Below are 24,221 nucleotides of genomic sequence, written 5' to 3'. Positions count from 1 at the left end.
CAGCCGTAGGTCTTGCCCGACGAGGCCGGTGCCCAGCCCGACGAGCCTGACGAGCTGTGGGGCCGCTGGACGCCTGGGATCGTCCGTGGCGGCTGCCTCCGGCACCGCTACGACCGCTGCGGTTGCGGTCGCCTTTCACGCGGCGAAGGATCGCCCTCAGCCGTAGCCCCTGCCCGACGAGTCGGCGTCCGGCCCGACGAGCCGTGGGACTGCCGGGTGCTCGGGATCGTCCGTGGCGACTCCCTCCGGGCCTCTACGTCCGCCGCGGCTGCGGTCGCCAATGACGCGGTGGCGACGGGTTGCCCTCAGCCGCAGGCCCCGCTCAACGAGTAGGCGCCCCGCCCAACGAGCCGTAGAACCCGCCGCCCGACGGGCCCGAGAAGCGTTGGACCCGCCCGACGCCCGACGCCCGAGTGCGTCCCCGGCCGCTCCCACCGACCCTCACGTCCGCCGCGGCTGCGGTCGCCAATGACGCGGTAGCGACGGGCCGCCCTCAGCCGCAGGCCCCGTCCGACACCTGAAGCCCGAGAGCGTCACCGGCGGCTCCCGCCGGCCCTACGTCCCCCGCGGCGACGGTGTCTCCACCGCCTCCGCGTGCGCGTGCCGCTGCTCCCGGGCGCCATGGCCGTCGTCGCCCAGCCCCCGCGCGGGCCCCTGGCAGCCCTGTGCCGCCGCGATGCCGAGCGCGACCAGCAGCGTCACCACCACGAACACGGTCAAACGCTGTCGCAGCAGCCTCGGGTTGGCGGGCCGCAGGCCGCTCGACGTGCCGCGCGGCCCCGTCCGCCCGGCGCCGTCGCGCCGCACCGGACGGCCGCCGCTGCCCGAGCGCGAACCGCCCCGGGACGCCGGTGCCGGGCGCGAACCGCCCGTACGGGAGGGACCGCCCCGGGACGACGAGCCGCCCGTGCGGGACGACGAGCCGCCCCGCGACGGAGGGACCGAGCCCTGTGGGGCGGGGGTGCCCGGCGGACGCCGCCGGCCCCGCGCCTGCTCGGTCTGACCGGGTCGCTGGTGTCCCGGGTAACTGTCGACCAGCGGACCGCTCGAACGGTCCGCCTCCGCGGCACGCGGCGCCGGCGCCTGGGCCTCGCCCAGGTCCTGCGCCTCGCGCGCGGCGATCTCCTTCAGCCGCAGCGACAACTGCAGCGTGGTGGGCCGCTCCTCGGGGTCCTTCGCCAGGCACGCCCGGACGAGCGGAGCGAGCGCGTCCGGCACGCCGTGCAGCTGCGGCTCCTCGTGCACCACGCGGTACAGCATCACCTCGGAACTGCCGTGCCCGAACGGCGAGTCGCCCGTCGACGCGTAGGCCAGGGTCGCCCCCAACGAGAACACGTCGGTGGCCGGAGTGACCGCGGCGCCGCGCACCTGCTCCGGGGCGAGGAAGCCCGGAGAGCCGACCGCCGTGCCGACGTGCGTGAGCGTGGAGGCACCGGTCGCCCACGCGATGCCGAAGTCGATGATCCGCGGCCCCTTGGGGGACAGCAGGATGTTGGAGGGCTTGAGATCCCGGTGCACCACCCCGGCCTCGTGCACCGCGACCAGCCCCTCCGACAGCGCGGCCCCGATCGCCGCCGTCTCCGCCGCGTACAGGGCGCCCTCTTCGGCCACCTTGTCGTGCAGGGAGGGCCCGGGCACGTACTGCGTGGCGAACCACGGCCGGTCCGCCTCCAGGTCCGCGGCCACCAGCCGCGCCGTGCACCCGCCCCGGATCCGCCGCGCCGCCGAGACCTCGCGCGCGAACCGCGAGCGGAACTCCTGGTCCTCCGCCAGATCCGGCCGGATGACCTTCAGCGCCACGCGCTGGCCCTTCCGGTCGGAGCCCAGGTAGACCACGCCCATCCCGCCCGCGCCGAGCCGTCGGTGAAGCCTGAACGAGCCGACGACGCGCGGGTCCTCGCGCCTCAGGCGCATCATCGCCATGTTCATCCCCGCTGCCCGGTCCCTGTGACGAGCCACAGCTTACGTATCCGGGACCGCCTGCGCGCAGAGGCCGCGCCCTCTCGACCCCATCGATTGTCCGCGCGAGACCGTGGATTTGACACGCGGTCAACGTGCTTGGGGCAAGCCCGCCTTGAGGTGTCTCAAGATCCCAACCGCCCGCAGGGGGAAGGAGGTTGGACCCGTGCCGGGCGGCTGTGGGGGCAGGGGGCGGACGGGCCCCGCCGCCGGGGGGAGCAGGGCCCGTACCGGGGTGCGGCCCAGGTGAGCGAAGTCACGCACAGCGGGGGCGGCTCATCCGGTGGGCCGGTGGGTGCGGTGGTGCCGCGGGCGTCCCCTCCGGGAAGACCCCGAGGCGCGGAGCCATGTCTCCACCCAGGGGAGTAGTCCCCAACTCACGGCTCATCCTCCGGGAGGCCCTCCAATCGGTACGAGGGCATGACGCCCCGGATACGCCGCGCGCCTAGATTTGAGGTCAAGCGGCGGGTGCGGCACTCGTCCCCCGAGGTCAGGCACCCGCCGCTGCCAACGACAACCGAGACGGTCAGGAGAGGGACCATGGCCCTGACGGCATCGCGGACGCTGCTCCGCACCCAGGCGCGGTTCGCGCGCTCCCGCCGAACGGGCCGCCGCCACCCCCTGGTGGCGACGCTGATGGCCCTTCCCCTGGCGGCCCTGCTCCTGCTCGTCTTCGACGGCTGGAACACAGTGGCCACACAGGCGTCGTCCGTGGGTGTGATGCTGGGGCGCTGAGCGGCGACCTCAGGCCCGGAAGAGCGGTCCGGGCGGGGACATCCACCCATGAAACCCCGTGGGGACGGGGGTGCGGCGGACGGCAGAATGCCGGCGCAGCTGGGGAGCTGCGCCGGCATTGTTCTGTGCCCCGGCGGCCCGGCCGCCGTCGCGTGGAACGACGAAGCCCCCGGCCGTACGCGACGGCCGGGGGCTTCCTGGTGTGTGGACGATACTGGGATTGAACCAGTGACCTCTTCCGTGTCAGGGAAGCGCTCTCCCGCTGAGCTAATCGTCCTCAAGATCATGATCACGGGTAAGGATCACGATCCCTGTGCGCGATACTGGGATTGAACCAGTGACCTCTTCCGTGTCAGGGAAGCGCTCTCCCGCTGAGCTAATCGCGCGGGTACGGATCTTGGGCAGATCCAGTGGACGATACTGGGATTGAACCAGTGACCTCTTCCGTGTCAGGGAAGCGCTCTCCCGCTGAGCTAATCGTCCTTGGAGGTGGAGACGGGATTTGAACCCGTGTAGACGGCTTTGCAGGCCGTTGCCTCGCCTCTCGGCCACTCCACCAGGAGTACAGGGGACCCGGGAGATCCCCTCTTCCTACGAGCGGACGACGAGGCTCGAACTCGCGACCTCAACCTTGGCAAGGTTGCGCTCTACCAACTGAGCTACGTCCGCCTGTCGTTTCGGTCCGCTTGCGCGGCCCGGCGACGTGTTGAACTCTAGCGGATTCCCGGGCCAGTACAAAAACGCGTTTGTGCAGCGTGCTGCGCTGCGTCCGCTCGGCGACCCGGCCGGGGGCCCGGAACGACACGCCCGGACCGCCCGGGACGGCGCCCGCCATAGACTCGACGGCGTGCTCGACCTGCCTCCTCTTGCCCGTTTCGGCGACCGTGTCGCCACCGGCCTGACCGATGTCACCAGCGATCCCGCGGCCCTGGACTCCAGCGGTTTCTGGGCCGTCGCCGCGGACTACGAGGGCCGGCTGACCTGCGCCCGCTTCCGTGACGTGCGGGAGGAACCCGTCCCCGCCCCCGTCCCGGGCCGGTGGCGCGGCCCGGCGGCCGGTGACTGGACCTCTTCCCTCGACCACGGTGCGTACACCGCCGGCGTACGACGCATCCGCGAGCACATCGCGACCGGCGAGGTCTACCAGGTGAACCTCTGCCGCGTGCTCGGCGCGCCGGTCGCTCCCGACGCCGACGTGGACGCCCTGACCGCCGTGCTGGCCCGTGGCAACCCGGCGCCGTTTGCGGGAACGATTCGCCTGCCCGGGCACGGGGTGGAGATCGCCACCGCGTCCCCCGAGCTCTTCCTGCGCCGCGACGGCCGGACCGTCGAGTCCGGCCCGATCAAGGGCACCGCCCGCACCGAGGCGGAGCTCCTGGCGAAGGACTACGCCGAGAACGTGATGATCGTGGACCTGGTCCGCAACGACATCGGGCGCGTGTGCGCCACCGGCAGCGTCACCGTCCCCGACCTGTGCGTCGTCGAGAAGCACCCCGGACTGGTCCACCTCGTCTCCACGGTCCGCGGCGAGCTGTGCGAGGGCGCGGGCTGGCCCGAGCTGCTCGACGCCGCCTTCCCGGCCGGCTCGATCACCGGAGCCCCCAAGTCGAGCGCCCTGCGGATCATCGACGCCCTGGAGACCGCGCCCCGCGGCCCCTACTGCGGCGGCATCGGCTGGGTCGACGCCGACCGCGGGACGGGCGAGCTGGCCGTCGGCATACGCACCTTCTGGATCGACCGCGCCGCCGACACACCCGTCCTGCGTTTCGGCGCCGGCGCCGGGATCACCTGGGACTCGGACCCCGAGGGCGAGTGGAGGGAGACCGAGCTGAAGGCGGCCCGGCTGCTCGCGGTAGCGTCGGGCAGGTACGAGGAAAGCGGAGAGGGACTGCAACGGTGAAGATCTGGCTCGACGGCGCGCTGCGGGACTTCGAGTCCGCCCGTGTCTCCGCGTTCGACCACGGGCTGACCGTGGGCGACGGCATCTTCGAGACGGTGAAGGCGCTCGACGGAAAGCCGTTCGCGCTGACCCGCCACCTGGACCGGCTCACCCGGTCCGCCCGCGGCCTGGGTCTGCCCGACCCCGACCACGACGAGGTGCGCCGCGCCTGCGCCGCCGTGCTCGGGGCCAACCCGATGCCGCTGGGCAGGCTGCGCATCACCTACACCGGCGGTCACGGGCCCCTCGGCTCCGATCGCGGGGACCAGGGCCCGACGCTGCTGGTCGCCCTCGGCGAGACCACCCGCCGCCCCGACTCCACCGCCGTCGTCACGGTGCCCTGGACCCGCAACGAGCGCGGCGCGCTCACCGGCCTGAAGACCACCTCGTACGCCGAGAACGTCGTCGCGCTCGCCCGCGCCCGCCAACACGGCGCCACCGAGGCCCTGTTCGGCAACACCGTCGGACGGCTCTGCGAGGGCACCGGCTCCAACGTCTTCGTCGTCCTCGACGGGGAACTCCACACCCCGCCGCTCGCCTCCGGCTGCCTCGCCGGGATCACGCGCGCCCTCGCGATCGAGTGGACGGGCGCGAAGGAGACCGACCTGCCGCTGGACGTCCTGAGCCGGGCCGAGGAGGTCTTCCTCACCTCCACCCTGCGCGACATCCAGGCCGTGCACCGTGTCGACGACCGCGAACTGCCGGACGCCCCGGGCCCGGTGACCGCCAAGGCCATGCGGATCTTCGACGAACGCTCGGTACACCGACTGGACCCCTAGTGCTGCGACCGGAAAGGTTCACCGGCTCGCGACGCCCGGCACGGTTGCTCCCCCACAGCCTGAACGGCGTGGGAGGTACCCCCAGCACCGGACGCCGCGAGCTTTCCGGCAAACCTTTCCGGTCACAGCACTAGATCCGGCGGTCCGGATCCGCTCAGGCGGGACATATTCGGCTGCCGCCCCCTGTCGCAGCGGGTAGAACATCCCTGATGACCACGACCCTGCGGCCGACCGAGCCGCTGCAGCAGAACGCCGACGGAACCCGTTCACGCCGCTACCAGGTGTGCGTGAACAGCCGCCCGGTCGGCGGGATACACCTCGCCACGCACCCCGTCTTCGGGCCCTCCGTCGCCAGGGTCCTCGACCTGCACATCGACGAACCGGACCGCCGCCGGGGCCGCGGCACGGTGGCCGCGCTCGCCGCCGAGGAGGTGGCGCGCGGCTGGGGCTGCAAGCGGATCGAGGCCGCCGTACCCGCCGACGCCGAGGCCGCGGTCCGGCTGGTCACGGCGCTCGGCTACGTCGAACGCAACCGCGCCATGGAGAAGCGGCTGGACGTCGGCGCGCCCGAACTGCCCGCCGGCAGCCGGGGCAGGCCCATGACGCCGGCCGAGTACGGGCCATGGCTCGAACAAGGCAAGCTCAGTTACGCTCAGAGCTGGATCGACCGCGGCGTGCCCGGCGACGAGGCACGGGCCAAGTCGGAGGACGACCACGCCCGGCTGCTGCCCCAGGGTCCCGACACCCCCGGCATGGTGCTCAGCGTGCTGGAGCACGAGGGCACCCCGGTCGGCACCCTGTGGGTGGCGGTCACCGAGGAGCGGGCCTTCGTCTACGACGTCGAGGCCGACGAGCGCTTCCGCGGCCGGGGCCACGGACGCTCCCTGATGCTGCTGGCCGAGATCCAGGCGCTGGCCGCGGGCAGACGCGTCCTGGGCCTCAACGTCTTCGCGGGCAACACCCCGGCCGAGCGGCTGTACGAGTCCCTCGGCTACCGGCCCGTGCTGCGCGCCGTCTACAAGGAACTGCTCTGAGGAACCGCTTCGGCACTCCGTGAGAACAGCGGCGACGGACGGGCCGGGCCGGTCAGTTCCCCTGCCCGGCCTCGGCCAGCAGCCGGTCCACGATCTCCTCGATGCGCTCGCGCAGCCCCTCCTGGCTCTTGCCGCCGTCCAGGCGCTCGCCCCCGACCACGTACGTCGGCGTGCCGGTCACGCCGATCGCCTTGCCCTCGGCCTGGTCGGCGTCGACGATCAGGATGTGCCGGCCGTCGATCAGCGCGGTGTCGAACTCCTCGGCGTCCAGGCCCAGTTCACGGGCCACCTCGATCAGGACGGGCTCTCCCTCGCGGGCCAGCCGCTCGACCCGGTCCAGCACCGCCTCCACGTACGGCCACCCCTGCCCCTGCTCGGCGGCCTCCTCCGCGGCCTGCGCGGCGGCGAAGGAGTGCTGGTGCTTATCCAGCGGGAAGTGCCGCAGTCGCAGCTCCAGCCGGTCGCCGTACCGGGCGCGCAGGGCACGCAGGTCGTCGAGCGCGGTACGGCAGTCGGGGCACTGGAGCTCGCACCAGACGTCGAGGACCGGGACGGGGGCGTGCGCGGGGGAGGAGTCGCTCATGGGGACAGTCTCCCAGGCCCGCCGCGGGCGCCCCAACCGGGATCACACGTCGTACGTCCCACCGGGACCTGCGGAGGAGACGACCCGGAGATCTCCCTGAAGTCCGCCCGGAACATGGCCTCCCCGACGGTGGGCGGTGCAGGATGGAAGGGACGAACCACCCCGACCGGTGAGCCTGCCCTGGAGGACCGGATGATCGCCGAGACCGTATGTTCCGCCGTTTCCGCGGCCGGCCTGGGCATCGCCGCCGTCACCGCCTACCGGCGGCGCTTCCTCGCCGCGGCCCGTATCGCCGCCTACTCCCTGGTCCCGGTCGGCCTGGCGATGACCGGCATCGTCGGCTGGCTGGCCGACACCGCCTTCAGCCCGACCGCCTGGGCGGGATTCGGCCTGCTCGGCGCCGCCTGGCTGCTCTTCGCGACGACCCGGGCGATGGAGCGCCGCCGCGGCGGCACGCGCAAGGAGCGCAAGGAGACGACCCGGACGGCGGAGCGGGGAGCGGTGGCTCCGGCGGCGTCGGCGCCGTCCCTGGGACCGGCCGCCCGCACCTCCGGCCGGCCCGCCGCGAAGCCGGCGGCGTCCGGGAGCGAGGACGACTTCAGCGACATCGAGGCGATCCTGAAGAAGCACGGCATCTGACGGTGATCATGGGTGCACCCGTAAGTGATCACGGTCCGCGCCGAAGCGGACCGAAGATCACGGAATCCTGCTGACTCCCGCACAATCCTGGTGTGTTGATCGCGTCAGCCGCGGCGGCTGCGTCATCATCGCCCCGAGATGGTGGACACGACACAGAGCGAGTCCGCGCCGCCTCAGGACGAGCCGCGCGGATGTCTCTTCGCCCTTTCCCAGCCGCCGCTGATGATCTTCCTTGCGGTGATCGGGTGTCTGCTGCTCATGGCTTCGTTGCACGACCTGCTGTTGCTGTGAGCCGTATCCGTGGGTCCTCGGCGTCACCCGCCGGGGACCACGACAACCATCGAGACGGCACCGGAACGCCGGCCCCGGACAGGTCCGTCACCCGGCCTTCCACTCAGCCGGCCGCCTCCTTGCGGCGCGCCCGGTAGGCGGCCACATGCAGACGGTTGCCGCACGTACGGCTGTCGCAGTACCGCCGCGAGCGGTTGCGGGACAGATCGACGAAGGCACGCCGGCAGTCGGGAGCCTCGCAGCGCCGCAGCCGCTCCCGCTCCCCGGCCACCACGAAGAACGCGAGCGCCATCCCGCAGTCGGCGGCCAGATGATCGGCCACGGAGGCACCGGGTGCGAAGTAGTGGACATGCCAGTCGTACCCGTCGTGGTCCGTCAGCCGGGGCGTGGTGCCCGCGGCGGCCACCAGCTCGTTGATCATGCCCGCGGCCGTCCGGCAGTCCGGGGCCGCGAAGATCCCCGCGAACCGGGCGCGGATCCTGCGCACCGCGGAAAGATCGAACTCCGACAGCACACCCACATCGCTCATCTTGTGGTTCGCCACGAAATCCGCGAGCGCCGCGACGTCCGCCAGCCCGTCCGGTGCCCCGTCGTCCTCCGGTGCGGTGTTCACCAGATCCACCACGGAGTCCAGCGCGCACCGGGTGTCGTGGGTGATCAGCACGTTTTGCTCCCTGGCCTGGGGATCGGGCACACGCCCGCCGATGCAGGCCGATGGTAGTGGCTCCACGCGCCCCCGAGCAGAGCTCACGGCGCCGCTGCCGCGGCCACGCGAGCACACCGGCACCAGCCCCCGCGGGAGACCGGTGCCGGTGTGCTCGCGTATGCGGTTGTCCTGGCCCGAGCCGTCTCCCCGAGTGGACGGCAACGGGCTGCTTGAAGGGTTTCGACGGGTCTGCCCCTAACTTTCCGCGAGGATGTGCGACAGCTCCTGATCCAGATCGAAGTGCCGGTGTTCCGTGCCGGGAGGCACGGCCGCGTCCGTTCGTTTCAGGAAGGACTCCAGGGCCCGCGCCGGGGCCTCCAGCAGGGCTTCGCCCTCAGGCGAGCTCAGGGCGATGCACACGACGCCCTGGCCATGGCTGCGCGAGGGCCAGACACGGACGTCTCCGGTACCCGTGGGTCGGTGAAGCCCCTCGGCGAGGAGGTCGCGGGCGAACACCCACTCGACGGTCTCCTCGGCTCCGGTGTGGAAGGTGGCGTGCACGGCGTAGGGATCGGCCGTGTCGTACCGCAGGCCTGCGGGGACAGGCAGAGAGGACTCGCTCGATACAACGAGGCGCAGGTGCAGCTCGCAGCTGACCGTGGTGTTCATAAGCGCCAGGGCCTTTCGCTCAGTGTGCGCTCGGGGATTCGCACGTCGGCGAAGTCGACATGCCACCTACGGTGCCGTTGTAAACCCCTCTGAGTGTTTTGCTTGGCTTTACGTAACTCTTCCGGCGGAGGGTGTGTTCGTACGGTACGCCCATTCCGGTGACCGGATTCTCGTCCGGTACGGTTGAACCGTATGAATACGGAGAGTGACGAACCGGAGGAGCCGGCCGAGGCGCCGGGACGAGTGAAGGCCGAGGCGGAGGCGGGCGAGGCGCGGGAACGGCGGGGGCTGGGATCGCGGGCTCCCGCGTTCGTCCGGTCACGCCGCGTGCTGCACCTGGGCTGGCAGGTGGGGATCTTCCTCGCCGGACTCCTGGTCGTGATCGCCGGCGTCGTCATGCTCGCGCTGCCCGGGCCGGGCTGGGTGGTGATCTTCGGTGGCATGGCGATCTGGGCCACCGAGTTCGTCTGGGCCCAGCTCGTGCTGCGCTGGACCAAGCGCAAGGTCACCGAGGCTGCCCAGCAGGCCCTCGATCCCGAGGTGCGCCGCCGCAACATCGCGCTTACCCTGACCGGCCTGGTGATCGTCGCCGCGCTGGCCGGGGTGTACGTCTGGAGGTTCGGCCTGGTGCCGCCCTGGGACGCCGGCGGCCGCTGAGCGCGGCGGGTGGCGGCCCGGTGCTCGCCGGGCTGTGGTCCCGGGCATCCCCTGACATGCGGTAACGTTCTCTCTGTGCCCGGGCGATTAGCTCAGTGGGAGAGCGCTTCGTTCACACCGAAGAGGTCACTGGTTCGAACCCAGTATCGCCCACCCGGAACCGGCGGCCCGTCTGCGATCATGCGGACGGGCCGCCGGCGTATGTACGGGGCGCCAGGGAGCGCGGTGACGATCCGTTACTTTGAGTGCGGCGCCGGCGAACACGCCGAGAAGTCGACCACCCGTCCCGTTCTTCCCGAAGAAGTATTTGAGGATCAAGGAGAAGGCCGACTTCCGGGACTATGTCCCATTCCGGGAGAAGTTCCGGACGCCGCCTCCGGAGGAAATCCCCGGACCTTTTCCAAAACGCCGTCACCTTTCTTCACGGGTACGGAAGGAGAGATCCCGAACCGGCGGGCGCCCGGTCCAGACTCGTCCCATGGACTGGACCCACTACCGCTTCCGCACCCGGTGGACCCTGCCCGCACCGCCCGACGCCGTCTACCGGGCACTGGAACGGGTCGAGGACTACCCCCGCTGGTGGCGGCAGGTGCGCGAGGTGACCCGGACCGACGCGGCGACCGGCGTGATCCGGATCCGCTCCCTCCTGCCCTACGACCTGACCTTCACCGCGCGCGAGGTACGCCGCGACCCGGCCGCCGGAGTCCTGGAGGCCGTGCTCACCGGGGACGTCGACGGCTGGGCGCGCTGGACGCTCACCGCGCACGGCACCGGCACCCTCGCCCGCTACGACCAGGTCGTCGACGTGAACAAACCGCTGCTCAGGCGGTTCGCCGTGCCCGGCCGGCCCCTCTTTCGCGCGAACCACCGGCTGATGATGCGAGCCGGACGACGCGGACTGGCCGCACACCTGGAAGCGGTTTGAACGAACGCCCCGCAGGCCTGTATGGTTCAGTGCGTTCCCGGGCGATTAGCTCAGTGGGAGAGCGCTTCGTTCACACCGAAGAGGTCACTGGTTCGAACCCAGTATCGCCCACCGGGTAAGGCCGGTCCGCACAGGCGGACCGGCTTTTTCTCATGCCTACGCGGCCGCCGCCGGCAGGTCCGGACGCAGCGGCCACGACGGGTCCACCGTCTCCTCCGTCCCGCTGCGCGCGAACCACGCCTGAAGACCGCGGGCCTGCGCCGCGTGCCATCCCGTCTGCAGCGTGTGCAGTTCCGTCGGGGTCAGCCGCTCCAGGCGGGCCGCGAACCGGCGGCCGAGCGCGCGGACCACTTCCATCGCGGCCAGGGCGTCCGCCGCCGCGTCGTGCGCGTCCTGCAGGGCCACGCCGTAGTGCGCGCACAGATCGGTGAGGGTGCGCCTGCCCTTGCGGTAGCGGTCGAGATGCTTGTCCAGCACCCGCGGATCCAGCACCCGCAGCGACGACGCCTCGAACCAGTGGTCCAGCGACGAGGCCCGATGGCGACGCAACTCCCGGTCCAGCAGCGTCAGATCGAACGGCGCGTTCATCACCACCAGCGGCCGCCCCAGAGCGGCCTGCTCCGCCAGCTCCTCGGCCAGCTCGTGCATCACCGGCGCCGGCCAGCGCCCGTTGCGCTGGAGATGCTCGTCGGTCAGCCCGTGCACCGCCGTCGCCGCCTCCGGAACCGGCACCCCCGGATTCACCAGCCAGCGGTGAACCCGCGGCCGGAAACCCGGGCCGTCCTGGACGACGACGGCGGCCGACACGATGCGGTCGGTCTCGACGTCGACGCCCGTCGTCTCCGTGTCGAACGCGGCCAGAGGCCCCTCGTACCAGCACGTCATACGCCCACAACTCCTCCGTCCAACTGGACAGCTGACGCGACGTCTCCTGCGTTCGCCTTCTGCCCGTTTGGTGATACCCGGGCTGTTTGCGTCGTACGCCGGAAGGACACAACAGGAGTGCGGGTCTTTGCAGTTCACGCGCCCGCAGCGGGGATTCACCAATCGTGGAAGGCTGTTGGTCATGGTGATCGCGCAGCCCGAGCGGGGCGGGCTGCTGCCCGAGCGCGCGAGCGCCCCACGGGGCACACTCGCCACCACCGCCTGCATGGAGACACTTCAGGTGGGCTATCTGCACGCGGTCGCCGCGGCGGCCGGCTGCTCGCTGTCGCAGCCCTTCCCTGACAACGGCATCGACTGGCACGTCAGCCACAGCGCCCCCGGACACACCGTCGACGACGAGGTGACCATCAAGGTGCAGCTGAAGTGCACCTACCAGGTACCGCCCAACCCCCCGGGCCGGTTCTTCTCCTTCACGCTGGACAACGCCCACCTGGCGAAACTCGCCCGCACCCCGGTCTCGGTGCACAAGATCCTCGTCGTGATGATCGTGCCCCGGTCGCAGGACCAGTGGCTGCGCGCCGGCCACGACCGGCTCGACCTCAGGCACTGCTGCTACTGGGTCAACCTCGCCGGCCACCCCCTCACCGGCCGGCACCGGACCACCGTGCGGATCCCGACCTCGCGCATCTTCGACGACCGGGCCCTGTGCGAGATCATGACGCGGGTCGGGACGGGAGGCAGACCATGACGCACCGCCCCCTCGACGAGCCGCTGCGACCAGTGCGGCCGCACCCCGTCGACGCCCACCGCAACCGCCTTCCCGCGCCCTCCGACGTCGACCCCGCCGTCCTCGGGGCCCTGCTGAGCCGGCACGGCTGGCAGCGGCGCGGCGGCGCCGCCGGCCGCTACGGCCGCTGGACCCCGCCCGGCCCCGGCGGTGCCGGCACCAGCCTGCTCGTGCCCGAGAGCCGCGCCTTCCCCGACAGCGACGACCTGCTCGGCGAGGCGCTGGACGCCCTCGCCCGCAGCGGCATGCCCTCCGCGCGTGAGGTACTGGTCGCGCTCACCCTGCCCAGCGACGAGATCCGCTGGTGGCGGGATGTGCCGGAGGGGCCGGCCGACGCCGTCGGCTGGACCGTCGAGGAACGGCTGCGCGCCGCCGCCCGGCAGATGCTGCTCGCCGCCGCGCTCGCCACACGCGCGCGTGCCGGCTACCACGGCGCCCGCCACCGGCGCTCGGCCGCCGCCTGCCTGGACCACGTCCTCGTCGGCTCCGCCGCCGACGGCCGCGGCCTGACCGCCTTCGTCCCCGTCGACCCCGGACGCCCCCTCGCCGTATGCCTCCACCAGGCCCTGTACGCCGTCCGTGAGGCCGTCGACTACCGCCGGGCCACCGGCGCCATGGACGCCTTCGACGGTGCCGTCCGCGCGGGCGCGAGCCGTGAACTCACCGAGGCCGTCGCCGCCCTCGTCCGCGGCACCGAGGGCGCGCGGGTCGCCGTCGAGTGGGCGCCCGCCGCGGGTGTCCCCGAGGCCTGCGCGGCCGCCGCCGAGGCCGTCGAGTTCTCGCCGGGCGACCTGCCCGTGCTCCGCGAGGCCGGAGCCCGCTATCTGCGCGCCGAACCGTCGGTGCCCGCGCGGATCACCGGCACCGTGGTGCGGCTGCGCAGAGCGCAGCCGCGCGGCGAGGGCACCGTACGGCTGCGGGTGCTCGCGGGCGCCGAAGTGCCGTACGTGCGCGCGACCCTGGACGAGGAGGACTACCGCATCGCCGGGCACGCCCACCTCGTCGGACTGCCCGTGCGCGTGCTCGGACGGCTGGAGAGCCGTGGTGGCTTCCGCCGGCTCACGGGCGCCTCCGGCGTCGTACCCGTCCAGGTGGACGACGAGGAGCGGGACCGGCTGATGAAGTCGTTGCAGGAGAACGCCAAGGACAGGGACTACTTCGAGGAGGCGTGCGGCGGGGACGACCACGACTGACGCGAACGACTGCGACCGACCGTGGACCGTGCGTAATCGTTTCGCGGTCACGGGCCCGGGGTCGGTACGATCCCAGTCATGCGCGCGCTCCAGGTATGGCGCCGCACCCCACCTGCAGTCAGGAGAGACCGGTGTCAGACGTCCGTGTGATCATCCAACGCGATTCCGAGCGGGAAGAGCGCACGGTGACGACGGGCACCACGGCCGCCGACCTCTTCGCCGGCGAGCGCTCGATCGTCGCCGCGCGTGTCGGAGGCGAACTCAAGGACCTCGCCTACGAGGTCGAGGACGGCGAGACCGTAGAGGGCGTCGAGATCTCCTCGGAGGACGGCCTCAACATCCTGCGCCACTCCACCGCGCACGTCATGGCGCAGGCCGTGCAGGAGATCTTCCCCGAGGCCAAGCTGGGCATCGGCCCGCCGGTCAGGGACGGCTTCTACTACGACTTCGACGTCGAGAAGCCGTTCACGCCCGAGGATCTCAAGGCCATCGAGAAGAAGATGCAGGAGATCCAGAAGCGGGGCCAGCGCTTCTCCCGCCGCGCCGTCAGCGACGAGGCCGCCCGCGAGGAGCTGGCCGACGAGCCGTACAAGCTGGAGCTGATCGGCCTCAAGGGCTCCGCGTCGCACGACGACGGAGCGGACGTCGAGGTCGGCGCCGGCGAGCTGACGATCTACGACAACCTGGACGCCAAGACCGGCGAGCTGTGCTGGAAGGACCTCTGCCGCGGTCCCCACCTGCCCTCCACCCGGCTTATCCCGGCGTTCAAGCTGATGCGCAACGCCTCGGCGTACTGGCGCGGCAACGAGAAGAACAAGCAGCTCCAGCGCATCTACGGCACCGCCTGGCCGTCCAAGGACGAGCTGAAGGCGTACCTCGACTTCCTCGCCGAGGCCGAGAAGCGCGACCACCGCAAGCTGGGCAACGAGCTGGACCTGTTCTCCATCCCCGAGCAGATCGGCTCCGGTCTGGCGGTCTTCCACCCCAAGGGCGGCATCATCCGCCGCGTGATGGAGGACTACTCGCGCCGCCGCCACGAGGAGGAGGGCTACGAGTTCGTCTACACCCCGCACGCGACCAAGGGGAAGCTCTTCGAGACCTCGGGCCACCTGGACTGGTACGCCGAGGGCATGTACCCGCCCATGCAGCTCGACGAGGGCGTGGACTACTACCTCAAGCCCATGAACTGCCCGATGCACAACCTGATCTTCGACGCGCGCGGGCGGTCGTACCGGGAACTGCCCCTGCGGCTCTTCGAGTTCGGCACGGTCTACCGCTATGAGAAGTCGGGCGTCGTGCACGGCCTGACCCGTGCCCGCGGCTTCACCCAGGACGACGCGCACATCTACTGCACCCGCGAGCAGATGGCCGACGAGCTCGACAAGACGCTCACCTTCGTGCTGAACCTGCTGCGCGACTACGGTCTGACCGACTTCTACCTGGAGCTGTCCACCAAGGACCCGGAGAAGTACGTCGGCTCCGACGAGGTCTGGGAAGAGGCCACCGAGACCCTGCGCCAGGTCGGCGAGAAGCAGGGCCTGCAGCTGGTCCCGGACCCGGGCGGCGCGGCCTTCTACGGCCCGAAGATCTCCGTCCAGGTCAAGGACGCCATCGGCCGCACCTGGCAGATGTCGACGGTCCAGCTCGACTTCAACCTGCCCGAGCGCTTCGACCTGGAGTACACGGCCGCGGACGGCTCCAAGCAGCGCCCGGTCATGATCCACCGCGCGCTGTTCGGCAGCATCGAGCGGTTCTTCGCGGTGCTGCTCGAGCACTACGCGGGCGCGTTCCCGGCATGGCTGGCGCCCGTTCAGGCGGTCGGCATCCCGGTCGGCGACGCCCACGTGGAGTACCTCCAGAAGTTCGCCGCGGACGCGAAGAGGAAGGGCCTGCGCGTCGAGGTGGACTCCTCCTCGGACCGCATGCAGAAGAAGATCAGGACGCATCAGAAGCTCAAGGTGCCGTTCATGATCATCGTCGGTGACGACGACATGAACGCGGGCACGGTGTCGTTCCGCTACCGCGACGGTTCGCAGGAGAACGGCATTCCGCGTGACGAGGCGCTGGCGAAGCTCCTCGACGTGGTGGAGCGCCGCGTACAGGTGTGATGCGGCGGCCACCGACATAGGCCTTCAGGCCCCCGGGTATCCCCGGGGGCCTTTGCCTGTCCGCAGGTCGCACGCCATATGCTGCACGCATGACGAGTGAGCCGGAACAGCAGATCGGAGTGGGGACGCAGGACGCGTTCCAGCGCCTGTGGACGCCCCATCGGATGGCCTACATCCAGGGCGAGAACAAGCCGAGCGGCCCCGGTGCCGACGACGGCTGCCCCTTCTGCTCGATCCCGGCCAAGTCCGACGAGGACGGGCTGATCGTCCGGCGCGGCGAGCTGGTGTACGCGGTGCTCAATCTGTACCCCTACAACGGCGGCCACCTGATGACCGTGCCCTACCGCCACGTCGCCGACTACACGGACCTGACCGAGGCGGAGACCGCGGAGCTGGCGGAGCTGACCAAGCAGGCGATGCGGGCGCTGCGCGCCGCCTCCGGCGCCCATGGCTTCAACATCGGCATGAACCAGGGCACGGTCGCCGGCGCCGGTATCGCGGCCCATCTGCACCAGCACATCGTGCCCCGCTGGGGCGGTGACACGAACTTCATGCCGGTGGTCGGCCACACGAAGGTCCTGCCGCAGCTCCTCGCCGACACCCGCACGATGCTCGCGAAGGCCTGGCAGGCGTAGCGCGCCGACAGGCGCAGCCCGCGCCGCGGGCGTACGCCTCACGCGTCGTAGGAGTCGGCCTTCTTCGGTGACACGTCCTGGACGGCGCCGCTGAGGACCGCGGAGCGGGAGCCGAACTTCTCGACGTTCACGCCGTTCTCCTTGAGGACCTTGAGCGCCGCGGCGTGTACCACCCGCAGCACGGGCGTGGCGGCGCGCAGCGCGTCGTCGGCCATGAAGCGGTGGCGCCAGGGCTGGTCGGCCCAGGCGTGCCGCAGCCCGAACGGCTCCGGCAGGGTGAGGCTGCCGCCGAGCCAGTTCAGCAGGGGCGGGTACCAGGACAGGGGGGCGCGGGCGGCGAGCCGTACCACCTCGTCGGCGTCGATCAGGGGCAGTTTCACCTTGCGGGTCTCCCAGAAGCGGAGCGCCTTCTGGACCGTCTTCTCCTTGGCCGCCGGTTTCTCGTTGAACAGGGGGTTGACCGGTCCGAGGGCGTGGCCGGTGACCTCGATGCGCAGGGTGTCGTGCAGCACCGTCACGGTGACCAGCATGGTGATCACCAGATGGCCGTCCCAGAGGGTCCACTGCACGCCGAGGTAGTGGCGGTCGCCGCTGCCGAACTGCTGCTTGTTGCAGATGTCCTGCATGGCGTGCGTCTTGACCGTGTACGTCTCGACGTCGGCGCCGCTCGGCCGGGAGACCTCCTTGGCGTTCTCCCCGATCGGTGTGACGACCCAGTGGGTGACGGTCGGCTTGGGGAAGCCGCCGGTGTTGATGGAGGTGCGTTCGAGCATGGCCAGGCCGCCCTGGATCGCGGTGATGACGTCCCAGCTGCGGAAGGGGTGGAACTCCTTGCCCGGTTCGGCGGAGACCAGTTCCTCGGCCAGTTGCCAGCTGCCCCAGCGGGTGCCCATGCCGAGTATGCCCTTGGGGCCGGCGTAGAAGACGGAGTTGGAGCGCTGCTCGGCGCTGAGCCGGGCGAGTTCCTTGCGTACTTGTTCGGCCGCGTCGCCGGGGTTGCCCGGTACGGCTTCGGGGATCTTGGCGCCCACGCCGCCGCCGGTCAGGAGGCCTTCCCAGCGCTCCCGCAGTTCGCGCGCCGAGCGTTCGCAGATCTGCTTGGCCCAGAACCAGCCGATCACGGGCATGACGACCGCCGCGCGTGCGTACCACGCCCAGAAGTCGGTGAAGGGCATCTTGATCAGGAAGAGCACGGCGAGTGCGGCCATGGCGACCAGCAGCGTGTTGGCGAGGGCGCCGGCCCGTTTGTCCTCACGTTTGCCGATGGTGGTGCGCAGGGTGAACACGAGCAGCCACACGAGGAGGCCGGGCAGGAAGAGCACCCCGCACAGTACGGTCACCGCCGTCAGCCAGTTGTCGCGGTCGCGGCGGATGCGGTGGGCGGCCAGGCAGTGCTCCACGACGACCTGGGGTTCGAGGCCGAAGGACTGGATGAGCGGTTTGCGCCCGGCGCCGAGCATGCGGTCGATCACCGCGCGGGAGAAGGCCTCGCCGAACCTGGGGCGGAAGATCTTCGCCCATGGGCGCGGCAGGCTGACCTTGGACTGGTGCCATTCGTTGTCCGCGGCCAGGATCTTGGTCACTTCGTCGTCCCGGTAGGCGGCCGCGGCGAGCGAGTTGGTCGCCGCCGTCTGCCCCGCCGAGCCGGACAGGGGCACCTGAGCCCCGGGACTGAAATCGAATCCGTCCGTCACTTCCGCCCCCATTGCCGCCGCTCCTGCATCTGCGGCCTTCCCGACTTCCCTGCCCGGCACACCTGTTGATCAGGTCATCAGGGTATCGGCAGTCGAGCGCGCGGACAGGCGGACGGCTGGAGCCGCCCACCTGTTCGCAACGATGCGTTCCAGCGCCCTGGTTGTGCGCCGGGCGCGCCGACTATGAAGCTTCGCGCTCCTGTTGGCGTATCCGTTCGGCCACCTGGGGCGGCATCGGCTCGTGCCGTACGTACCTGCGGTCGAAGCGGGCCGTGCCGTGCGACAGGGAGCGCAGGTCGATCGCGTACCGGCCGATCTCGATCTCGGGCACCTCGGCGCGTATCAGGGTGCGGCCGCTGCCCACCTGTTCGGTGCCCAGTACCCGGCCGCGCCGTCCGGACAGGTCGCTCATCACGGGGCCCACATAGTCGTCGCCGACCAGCACGGTCACCTCGGCCACCGGTTCCAGCAGGTGGATCCGCGCGTCGGCCGCGGCTTCCCGCAGTGCGAGCGCGCCCGCGGTCTGGAAGGCCGCATCGGAGGAGTCCACCGAGTGTGCCTTGCCGTCCAGCAGGGTGATCCGTACGTCGATCAGCGGGTGGCCGGCGGCGACGCCCCTGGCGGCCTGGGTCCGTACGCCCTTCTCCACCGAGGGGATGAACTGCCGTGGCACGGCTCCGCCGACGACCTTGTCCACGAACTCGATGCCCGAGCCGCCCGGCAGCGGCTCCACCTCGATCTCGCAGATGGCGTACTGGCCGTGGCCGCCGGACTGCTTGACGTGCCGTCCGCGCCCCGCGGACCGGTCCGCGAACGTCTCGCGCAGCGAGACCCGGTGCGGTACGACGTCGACCTGGACGCCGTACCGGCTGCGCAGCCGCTCCAGGGCGACGTCGGCGTGGGCCTCGCCCAGGCACCACAGCACCACCTGGTGGGTGTCCTGGTTCTGCTCCAGGCGCATCGTCGGGTCCTCCGCGACCAGCCGGGCCAAGCCCTGGGAGAGCTTGTCCTCGTCGGGTTTGCTGTGGGCCTGGATGGCGAGCGGCAGCAGCGGGTCGGGCATCTGCCACGGCTCCATCAGCAGCGGGTCGTCCTTGGCGGAGAGCGTGTCGCCGGTCTCGGCGCGGCCGAGTTTCGCCACGCACGCGAGGTCGCCGGCGATGACGTGCGTCACCGGGCGCTGCTGCTTGCCGAAGGGCGTGGACAGGGCGCCGACCCGCTCGTCGACGTCGTGGTCCTCGTGGCCGCGGTCGGCCAGGCCGTGTCCGGAGACGTGCACGGTCTGGTCGGGGCGCAGGGTGCCGGAGAAGACGCGGACCAGGGAGACGCGGCCGACGTACGGGTCGGAGGAGGTCTTGACGACCTCGGCGACCAGCGGCCCGTCCGGGTCGCACGGCCGCAGTTCGCGCGGGCTGCCGTCGATGGTGGTGACCGCGGGTGCCTCGTGCTCCAGCGGGGTGGGGAAGCCGCGGGTGATCAGCTCAAGGAGCTCCACGGTGCCGATGCCCTGCTTGGCGCCCTCGGCGGCGGGCGCGGCGGCCAGGACGGGGAAGAACGCCCCGCGCGCGACGGCCCGTTCCAGGTCCTCGATGAGCGTCTTGACGTCGACCTGTTCACCGCCGAGGTAGCGGTCCATGAGGGTCTCGTCCTCGCTCTCGGCGATGATGCCCTCGATCAGCCGGTTGCGGGCCTCCTCCAGCTGCGGCAGCTGGTCCTCGCCCGGTTCGGACTCCTTGCGCTCGCCGGAGGAGTAGTCGAACAGCTTCTGCGTCAGCAGTCCGACCAGACCGGTCGCGGGCGCGTGCCCGTCGGGTCCCTGCGGGCCGCGCAGCGGCAGGTAGAGCGGCAGGACGGCGTCGGGGTCGTCCGCGCCGAACGCCTCCGCGCACACCCGTGTCATCTCCTCGAAGTCCGCGCGCGCGGCCTCCAGATGCGTGATCACGATGGCGCGGGGCATGCCGACGGCCGCGCACTCCTCCCAGACCATGCGGGTCGAGCCGTCCACGCCGTCGGAGGCCGAGACGACGAACAGGGCCGCGTCCGCGGCGCGCAGACCGGCCCTGAGCTCCCCGACGAAGTCGGCGTAGCCGGGGGTGTCCAGCACGTTGATCTTGATGCCGTCCCATTCGACGGGTACCAGGGAGAGCTGCACCGAGCGCTGCTGCCGGTGCTCGATCTCGTCGTAGTCCGAGATGCTGCCGCCGTCCTCCACGCGGCCGGCGCGGTTCACCGCTCCCGCGGTCAGCGCGAGAGCCTCCACCAGGGTCGTCTTGCCCGATCCGGAGTGGCCGACCAGCACCACATTGCGTACGGATGCGGGATGGTCGGCCGCCCTTGCCCTGCCGGCGGCTCCGGGGTGGGTCTGCGTCTTGTCGCCCATGATCCTGCCTCCCGTTGAGGGTGAGGTCACTGTGGGCGCGGACACGCGGCACCGCGTGCACTGGCGGCTCCTGCGACGCCCGCGGTCCTTCGAGCTTTCCACTCCCGTCACGCTGCGTCCATACGAAGGACCCGATCCCGCCGTCCACCAGCGCTTGCGCACGGCCGGCCGCCGGTGCCCGCGGAGGTCGGGCGCCTGGCCGCCGCGCACGCGCGCGCGTGACTACGATGGGCCAGCCGGTGGCCAGCAGGGGCCGCCCGGCGACACCGACCCTCGGGAAGGCCATGCTGAACAAGTACGCGCGTGCATTCTTCACGCGTGTCCTCACACCGTTCGCCGCGTTTCTCATCCGCCGGGGCGTGAGCCCGGACACGGTCACGCTCATCGGGACCGCCGGAGTGGTCGCGGGCGCGCTGGTCTTCTACCCGCGGGGCGAGTTCTTCTGGGGCACGGTCGTGATCACGCTGTTCGTGTTCTCCGACCTCGTCGACGGCAACATGGCCCGCCAGCTCGGCCGCTCCAGCCGCTGGGGCGCTTTCCTGGACTCCACCCTCGACCGGGTCGCCGACGGCGCGATCTTCGGCGGTTTCGCCCTGTGGTACGCGGGTCATGGCAACGACAACGTGCTGTGCGCGGTGTCGATCTTCTGTCTGGCCAGCGGCCAGGTGGTGTCGTACACCAAGGCCCGGGGCGAGTCGATCGGCCTGCCGGTCGCCGTCAACGGGCTGGTCGAGCGTGCCGAGCGGCTGGTGATCTCGCTGGTCGCGGCCGGGTTCGCGGGCCTGCACAAGTTCGGGGTGCCGGGCATCCAGTACCTGCTGCCGATCGCCCTGTGGATCGTCGCCGCGGGCAGCCTGGTCACGCTGATCCAGCGGGTCGTCACGGTGCGCCGGGAGTCCGCCGAGGCGGAGGCCGCGGCGGCCCGGCGGGAGCAGGGGAGCGAGGCGGCGAAATGACCGTCCAGGAGCGGCTCAGCGACGGGCTGTACGGCCTCGGCTGGGGCACCGTCAAGAAGCTCCCCGAACCGGTCGCCGCACGGCTCGGCCGCACGGTCGCCGACCTGGCCTGGCGGCAGCGGGGCAAGGGTGTGCGGCGGCTGGAGGGCAACTACGCGCGCGTGGTGCCCGACGCGACCCCCGAGCGCCTCGCCGAACTGTCGCGCGCGGGGATGCGCTCGTACCTGCGCTACTGGATGGAGTCCTTCCGGCTGCCGTCCTGGAATGCCGAGCGGATCAGGGCGGGCTTCGACCCCAAGGACCTGCACCACCTGACCGACGGCCTGGCGGCCGGCAAGGGCGTCGTCCTCGCCCTGCCCCACCTGGCCAACTGGGACCTGGCCGGCGCCTGGGTCACCACCGAGCTGAAGACGCCGTTCACGACGGTCGCCGAGCGGCTGAAGCCGGAGACGCTCTACGACCGGTTCGTCGCCTACCGCGAGGGCCTCGGCATGGAGGTCCTGCCGCACAGCGGCGGCTCCGCGTTCGGCACGCTGGCCCGGCGGCTGCGCGACGGCGGCCTGGTCTGCCTGGTCGCCGACCGCGACCTGTCCGCCTCCGGGGTGGAGGTGACGTTCTTCGGCGAGACGGCCCGGATGCCCGCCGGTCCCGCCCTCCTCGCCCAGCAGACGGGAGCCCTGCTGCTGCCCGTCACCCTCTGGTACGACGACTCGCCCGTCATGCGGGGCCGTGTGCATCCTCCGGTCGACGTCCCCGCGACAGGTACTCGGGCCGAGAAGACGTCTGTCATGACACAGGCGCTGGCCGACGCCTTCGCCACGGGGATCGCCGAGCATCCGGAGGACTGGCACATGCTTCAGCGCTTGTGGCTCGCGGACCTGGATCCCGGACGGGATCCCGCGCATCCCGGGAAGGCTGCGGCGTGAGGATCGGCATCGTCTGCCCCTACTCGTGGGACGTGCCCGGTGGTGTGCAGTTCCACATCCGGGACCTGGCGGAGTACTTCATCGGCCTCGGCCACGAGGTGTCCGTCCTCGCCCCCGCGGACGACGACACCCCGCTGCCGCCCTACGTCGTCTCGGCCGGCCGGGCGGTCCCGGTGCCCTACAACGGCTCGGTGGCCCGGCTCAACTTCGGCTTCCTGTCGGCGGCCCGGGTGCGGCGCTGGCTGCACGAGGGCCGGTTCGACGTGATCCACATCCACGAGCCGACCTCGCCGTCGCTGGGCCTGCTGACCTGCTGGGCGGCCCAGGGCCCGATCGTCGCCACCTTCCACACCTCCAATCCCCGGTCGCGGGCGATGATCGCCGCGTACGCCATCCTCCAGGCGGCCCTGGAGAAGATCAGCGCGCGGATCGCGGTGAGCGAGTACGCCCGCCGCACCCTCGTCGAGCACCTCGGCGGCGACGCGGTGGTGATCCCCAACGGCGTCGACGTCGACTTCTTCGCCCAGGCCGAGCCCAAGCCCGAGTGGCAGGGGGACACGATCGGCTTCATCGGCCGCATCGACGAGCCCCGCAAGGGCCTGCCCGTGCTGATGAGGGCGCTGCCCGGGATCCTCGCCGCCCGCCCGGGGGCCCGACTGCTGGTCGCGGGCCGCGGGGACGAGGAACAGGCCGTGGAGGACCTGCCGAGGGAACTGCGCTCGCGCGTGGAGTTCCTCGGCATGATCAGCGACGAGGACAAGGCGCGTCTCCTGCGCAGCGTCGACCTGTACGTGGCCCCGAACACCGGCGGGGAGAGTTTCGGCATCATCCTGGTCGAGGCCATGTCGGCCGGAGCTCCGGTCCTCGCCTCGGACCTGGACGCCTTCGCCCAGGTCCTGGACCAGGGCAAGGCCGGTGAACTCTTCGCCAACGAGGACGCCGACGCCCTCGCCGAAGCCGCCGTGCGGCTGCTGGCCGACCCGTCCCGCCGAGCCGAACTGCGCGAACGCGGCAGCACCCATGTGCGCCGCTTCGACTGGTCGACCGTCGGCGCCGACATCCTCTCCGTCTACGAGACGGTCACCGCCGGCGCCGCGGCGGTGGCCGCCGACGAACGCGCCACGGGGCTGCGGGCCCGCCTGGGCCTGGCCCGCGACTGACCTCGGCGACTCGTCCGGGACGCAAGGCCCCGGCCATCCGCGCGGGGCGTCCCGGTAGCCTTGCCGCCCGTGACCGTAACGCTCATCTGGATTGTCGTCGCGCTCGTGGCCGTCGGGCTGTATCTGAGCTGGACGGCCGGGCGGCTGGACCGGCTGCACGCCCGTATCGACGCCGCGCGGGCCGCGCTGGACGCGCAGTTGCTGCGGCGGGCCTCGGTGGCGCAGGAACTGGCCACCTCCGGCGTGCTTGACCCGGCCGCCTCCATCGTGCTGTACGAGTCCGCGCACGCCGCGCGGCAGGCCGAGGAGGAGCAACGGGAGGTCGCGGAGAGCGAGTTGAGCCAGGCGCTGCGGGCCGTGTTCGCCGAGGCCCAGCAGGTCGAGGCGGTGCGCGAGGCGCCCGGGGGAGAGGAGGCGGCGCACGAGCTGACCGAGGCCGTGCGCAGGGTGCCGATGGCCCGCCGCTTCCACAACGATGCCGTGGGAGCCGCCCGCCGGCTGCGCGAACACCGCAAGGTGCGGTGGTTCCGGCTGGCCGGACACGCCCCGTTCCCCTTGGCCTTCGAGATGGACGACGAGCCGCCGTCGGCCCTGGCGGAGCGGGCCGCCTGACCGGAACCGGTGGCGCCCTTTCGGGCGGT

General features: G+C 71.5%; 23 protein-coding genes and 7 tRNA genes. 18 read left to right on the top strand and 12 right to left on the bottom strand.

Translation table 11 applies throughout. The features are described 5' to 3' along the window. Positions 1-555: 555 nt before the first annotated feature. Entirely contained in the window at positions 556-1,929 is a 1,374-nt protein-coding gene (locus ABZ818_RS10285; RefSeq protein WP_361412773.1) for a serine/threonine-protein kinase, read from the bottom strand. A gap of 570 nt (positions 1,930-2,499) precedes the next feature. On the opposite strand from ABZ818_RS10285, the gene ABZ818_RS10280 reads away from it, so the two are divergent. Then, complete coding sequence (locus tag ABZ818_RS10280) at positions 2,500-2,694, top strand: hypothetical protein (protein WP_361412772.1); 195 nt, start codon at positions 2,500-2,502, stop codon at positions 2,692-2,694. 205 nt (positions 2,695-2,899) lie between these two features. On the opposite strand, the gene ABZ818_RS10275 is transcribed toward ABZ818_RS10280, so the two are convergent. The 5 genes from ABZ818_RS10275 to ABZ818_RS10255 all read right to left on the bottom strand — a co-directional run bounded on the left by ABZ818_RS10275 (position 2,900) and on the right by ABZ818_RS10255 (position 3,363). Next, positions 2,900-2,971: transfer RNA gene (locus tag ABZ818_RS10275), tRNA-Val, on the bottom strand. A gap of 37 nt (positions 2,972-3,008) precedes the next feature. Continuing rightward, positions 3,009-3,080, bottom strand: a tRNA-Val gene (locus ABZ818_RS10270). A gap of 25 nt (positions 3,081-3,105) precedes the next feature. Beyond that, positions 3,106-3,177, bottom strand: a tRNA-Val gene (locus ABZ818_RS10265). A gap of 1 nt (position 3,178) precedes the next feature. Further along, a tRNA-Cys gene (locus ABZ818_RS10260) sits at positions 3,179-3,252 on the bottom strand. A gap of 38 nt (positions 3,253-3,290) precedes the next feature. After that, positions 3,291-3,363 (bottom strand) — tRNA-Gly (locus ABZ818_RS10255). Positions 3,364-3,541: 178 nt separating this feature from the next. Here ABZ818_RS10255 and ABZ818_RS10250 point away from each other — a divergent pair. The 3 genes from ABZ818_RS10250 (at position 3,542) to ABZ818_RS10240 (ending at position 6,446) form a co-directional block, all read left to right on the top strand. Next, positions 3,542-4,594, top strand: coding sequence for a chorismate-binding protein (locus ABZ818_RS10250; RefSeq protein WP_361412883.1), 1,053 nt, complete (start codon positions 3,542-3,544; stop codon positions 4,592-4,594). Further along, a complete protein-coding gene (locus tag ABZ818_RS10245; protein WP_361412771.1) occupies positions 4,591-5,412 on the top strand; it encodes an aminodeoxychorismate lyase in 822 nt (273 codons plus the stop codon). Before ABZ818_RS10250 ends, ABZ818_RS10245 begins: the two co-directional genes overlap by 4 nt. A gap of 209 nt (positions 5,413-5,621) precedes the next feature. Beyond that, positions 5,622-6,446 (top strand): GNAT family N-acetyltransferase, encoded by an 825-nt coding sequence (locus ABZ818_RS10240; RefSeq protein ID WP_361412770.1) that lies wholly within the window; start codon positions 5,622-5,624, stop codon positions 6,444-6,446. A gap of 52 nt (positions 6,447-6,498) precedes the next feature. Here the strand turns inward: ABZ818_RS10240 and ABZ818_RS10235 are convergent, their stop codons facing one another. Then, entirely contained in the window at positions 6,499-7,029 is a 531-nt protein-coding gene (locus tag ABZ818_RS10235; RefSeq protein WP_361412769.1) for a DsbA family protein, read from the bottom strand. A gap of 192 nt (positions 7,030-7,221) precedes the next feature. Between ABZ818_RS10235 and ABZ818_RS10230 the strand changes: the two genes are divergently transcribed. Together ABZ818_RS10230 and ABZ818_RS10225 are read left to right on the top strand one after the other, a co-directional pair. Then, positions 7,222-7,668 carry a hypothetical protein gene (locus ABZ818_RS10230; RefSeq protein WP_361412768.1) on the top strand — a complete coding sequence of 149 codons (447 nt, stop codon included), beginning with the start codon at positions 7,222-7,224 and terminating at the stop codon, positions 7,666-7,668. Between the two features lie 138 nt (positions 7,669-7,806). After that, entirely contained in the window at positions 7,807-7,959 is a 153-nt protein-coding gene (locus ABZ818_RS10225; RefSeq protein ID WP_361412767.1) for a hypothetical protein, read from the top strand. Positions 7,960-8,062: 103 nt separating this feature from the next. On the opposite strand, the gene ABZ818_RS10220 is transcribed toward ABZ818_RS10225, so the two are convergent. Together ABZ818_RS10220 and ABZ818_RS10215 are read right to left on the bottom strand one after the other, a co-directional pair. Beyond that, complete coding sequence (locus ABZ818_RS10220) at positions 8,063-8,623, bottom strand: CGNR zinc finger domain-containing protein (RefSeq protein ID WP_361412766.1); 561 nt, start codon at positions 8,621-8,623, stop codon at positions 8,063-8,065. 237 nt (positions 8,624-8,860) lie between these two features. After that, positions 8,861-9,274 carry an SsgA family sporulation/cell division regulator gene (locus ABZ818_RS10215; RefSeq protein ID WP_004002642.1) on the bottom strand — a complete coding sequence of 138 codons (414 nt, stop codon included), beginning with the start codon at positions 9,272-9,274 and terminating at the stop codon, positions 8,861-8,863. A 192-nt stretch (positions 9,275-9,466) separates the two neighbouring features. On the opposite strand from ABZ818_RS10215, the gene ABZ818_RS10210 reads away from it, so the two are divergent. The 4 genes from ABZ818_RS10210 (at position 9,467) to ABZ818_RS10195 (ending at position 10,967) form a co-directional block, all read left to right on the top strand. After that, entirely contained in the window at positions 9,467-9,931 is a 465-nt protein-coding gene (locus ABZ818_RS10210) for a TIGR02611 family protein (protein WP_361412765.1), read from the top strand. Positions 9,932-10,012: 81 nt separating this feature from the next. Beyond that, positions 10,013-10,084, top strand: a tRNA-Val gene (locus tag ABZ818_RS10205). A 325-nt stretch (positions 10,085-10,409) separates the two neighbouring features. Beyond that, on the top strand, positions 10,410-10,856 hold the full coding sequence (locus ABZ818_RS10200; protein ID WP_361412764.1) for an SRPBCC family protein: 447 nt from the start codon (positions 10,410-10,412) through the stop codon (positions 10,854-10,856). A gap of 39 nt (positions 10,857-10,895) precedes the next feature. Then, positions 10,896-10,967, top strand: a tRNA-Val gene (locus tag ABZ818_RS10195). Positions 10,968-11,012: 45 nt separating this feature from the next. Here ABZ818_RS10195 and ABZ818_RS10190 read toward each other — a convergent pair. Then, positions 11,013-11,741, bottom strand: coding sequence for a 3'-5' exonuclease (locus ABZ818_RS10190; protein ID WP_361412763.1), 729 nt, complete (start codon positions 11,739-11,741; stop codon positions 11,013-11,015). 181 nt (positions 11,742-11,922) lie between these two features. Here ABZ818_RS10190 and ABZ818_RS10185 point away from each other — a divergent pair, with 181 nt between their 5' ends. From ABZ818_RS10185 to ABZ818_RS10170, 4 genes are all read left to right on the top strand, one after another. Continuing rightward, a complete protein-coding gene (locus ABZ818_RS10185; protein WP_361412762.1) occupies positions 11,923-12,489 on the top strand; it encodes a DUF4365 domain-containing protein in 567 nt (188 codons plus the stop codon). Beyond that, positions 12,486-13,721, top strand: coding sequence for a hypothetical protein (locus ABZ818_RS10180; protein WP_361412761.1), 1,236 nt, complete (start codon positions 12,486-12,488; stop codon positions 13,719-13,721). Before ABZ818_RS10185 ends, ABZ818_RS10180 begins: the two co-directional genes overlap by 4 nt. Before the next feature lie 131 nt (positions 13,722-13,852). Continuing rightward, positions 13,853-15,829 (top strand): threonine--tRNA ligase, encoded by a 1,977-nt coding sequence (thrS, locus tag ABZ818_RS10175; protein ID WP_361412760.1) that lies wholly within the window; start codon positions 13,853-13,855, stop codon positions 15,827-15,829. Between the two features lie 89 nt (positions 15,830-15,918). Then, a complete protein-coding gene (locus ABZ818_RS10170; protein WP_361412759.1) occupies positions 15,919-16,464 on the top strand; it encodes an HIT domain-containing protein in 546 nt (181 codons plus the stop codon). A gap of 38 nt (positions 16,465-16,502) precedes the next feature. Here ABZ818_RS10170 and ABZ818_RS10165 read toward each other — a convergent pair whose 3' ends face one another. After that, complete coding sequence (locus tag ABZ818_RS10165; protein WP_361412758.1) at positions 16,503-18,170, bottom strand: hypothetical protein; 1,668 nt, start codon at positions 18,168-18,170, stop codon at positions 16,503-16,505. Positions 18,171-18,339: 169 nt separating this feature from the next. Next, positions 18,340-20,538, bottom strand: a complete 2,199-nt coding sequence (locus tag ABZ818_RS10160; protein ID WP_361412757.1) for an elongation factor G-like protein EF-G2 — start codon at positions 20,536-20,538, stop codon at positions 18,340-18,342. Positions 20,539-20,765: 227 nt separating this feature from the next. Here ABZ818_RS10160 and pgsA point away from each other — a divergent pair, with 227 nt between their 5' ends. The 4 genes from pgsA to ABZ818_RS10140 all read left to right on the top strand — a co-directional run bounded on the left by pgsA (position 20,766) and on the right by ABZ818_RS10140 (position 24,192). Further along, a complete protein-coding gene (gene pgsA, locus ABZ818_RS10155) occupies positions 20,766-21,494 on the top strand; it encodes a phosphatidylinositol phosphate synthase (RefSeq protein WP_361412882.1) in 729 nt (242 codons plus the stop codon). Next, positions 21,491-22,420, top strand: coding sequence for a phosphatidylinositol mannoside acyltransferase (locus ABZ818_RS10150; protein WP_361412756.1), 930 nt, complete (start codon positions 21,491-21,493; stop codon positions 22,418-22,420). The genes pgsA and ABZ818_RS10150 overlap by 4 nt, the downstream gene beginning before the upstream one ends. Further along, the gene (locus tag ABZ818_RS10145) at positions 22,417-23,580 is read left to right on the top strand and encodes a glycosyltransferase family 4 protein (RefSeq protein WP_361412755.1); all 1,164 of its coding nucleotides are present in this window, start codon (positions 22,417-22,419) and stop codon (positions 23,578-23,580) included. The genes ABZ818_RS10150 and ABZ818_RS10145 overlap by 4 nt, the downstream gene beginning before the upstream one ends. A 69-nt stretch (positions 23,581-23,649) precedes the next feature. Then, on the top strand, positions 23,650-24,192 hold the full coding sequence (locus ABZ818_RS10140; RefSeq protein WP_361412754.1) for a hypothetical protein: 543 nt from the start codon (positions 23,650-23,652) through the stop codon (positions 24,190-24,192). Positions 24,193-24,221: the final 29 nt, after the last annotated feature.

Source organism: Streptomyces sp. NPDC047453, from assembly GCF_040643155.1.
GTDB lineage: Bacteria > Actinomycetota > Actinomycetes > Streptomycetales > Streptomycetaceae > Streptomyces.
This window is presented reverse-complemented; position numbering and strand designations above follow the sequence as displayed.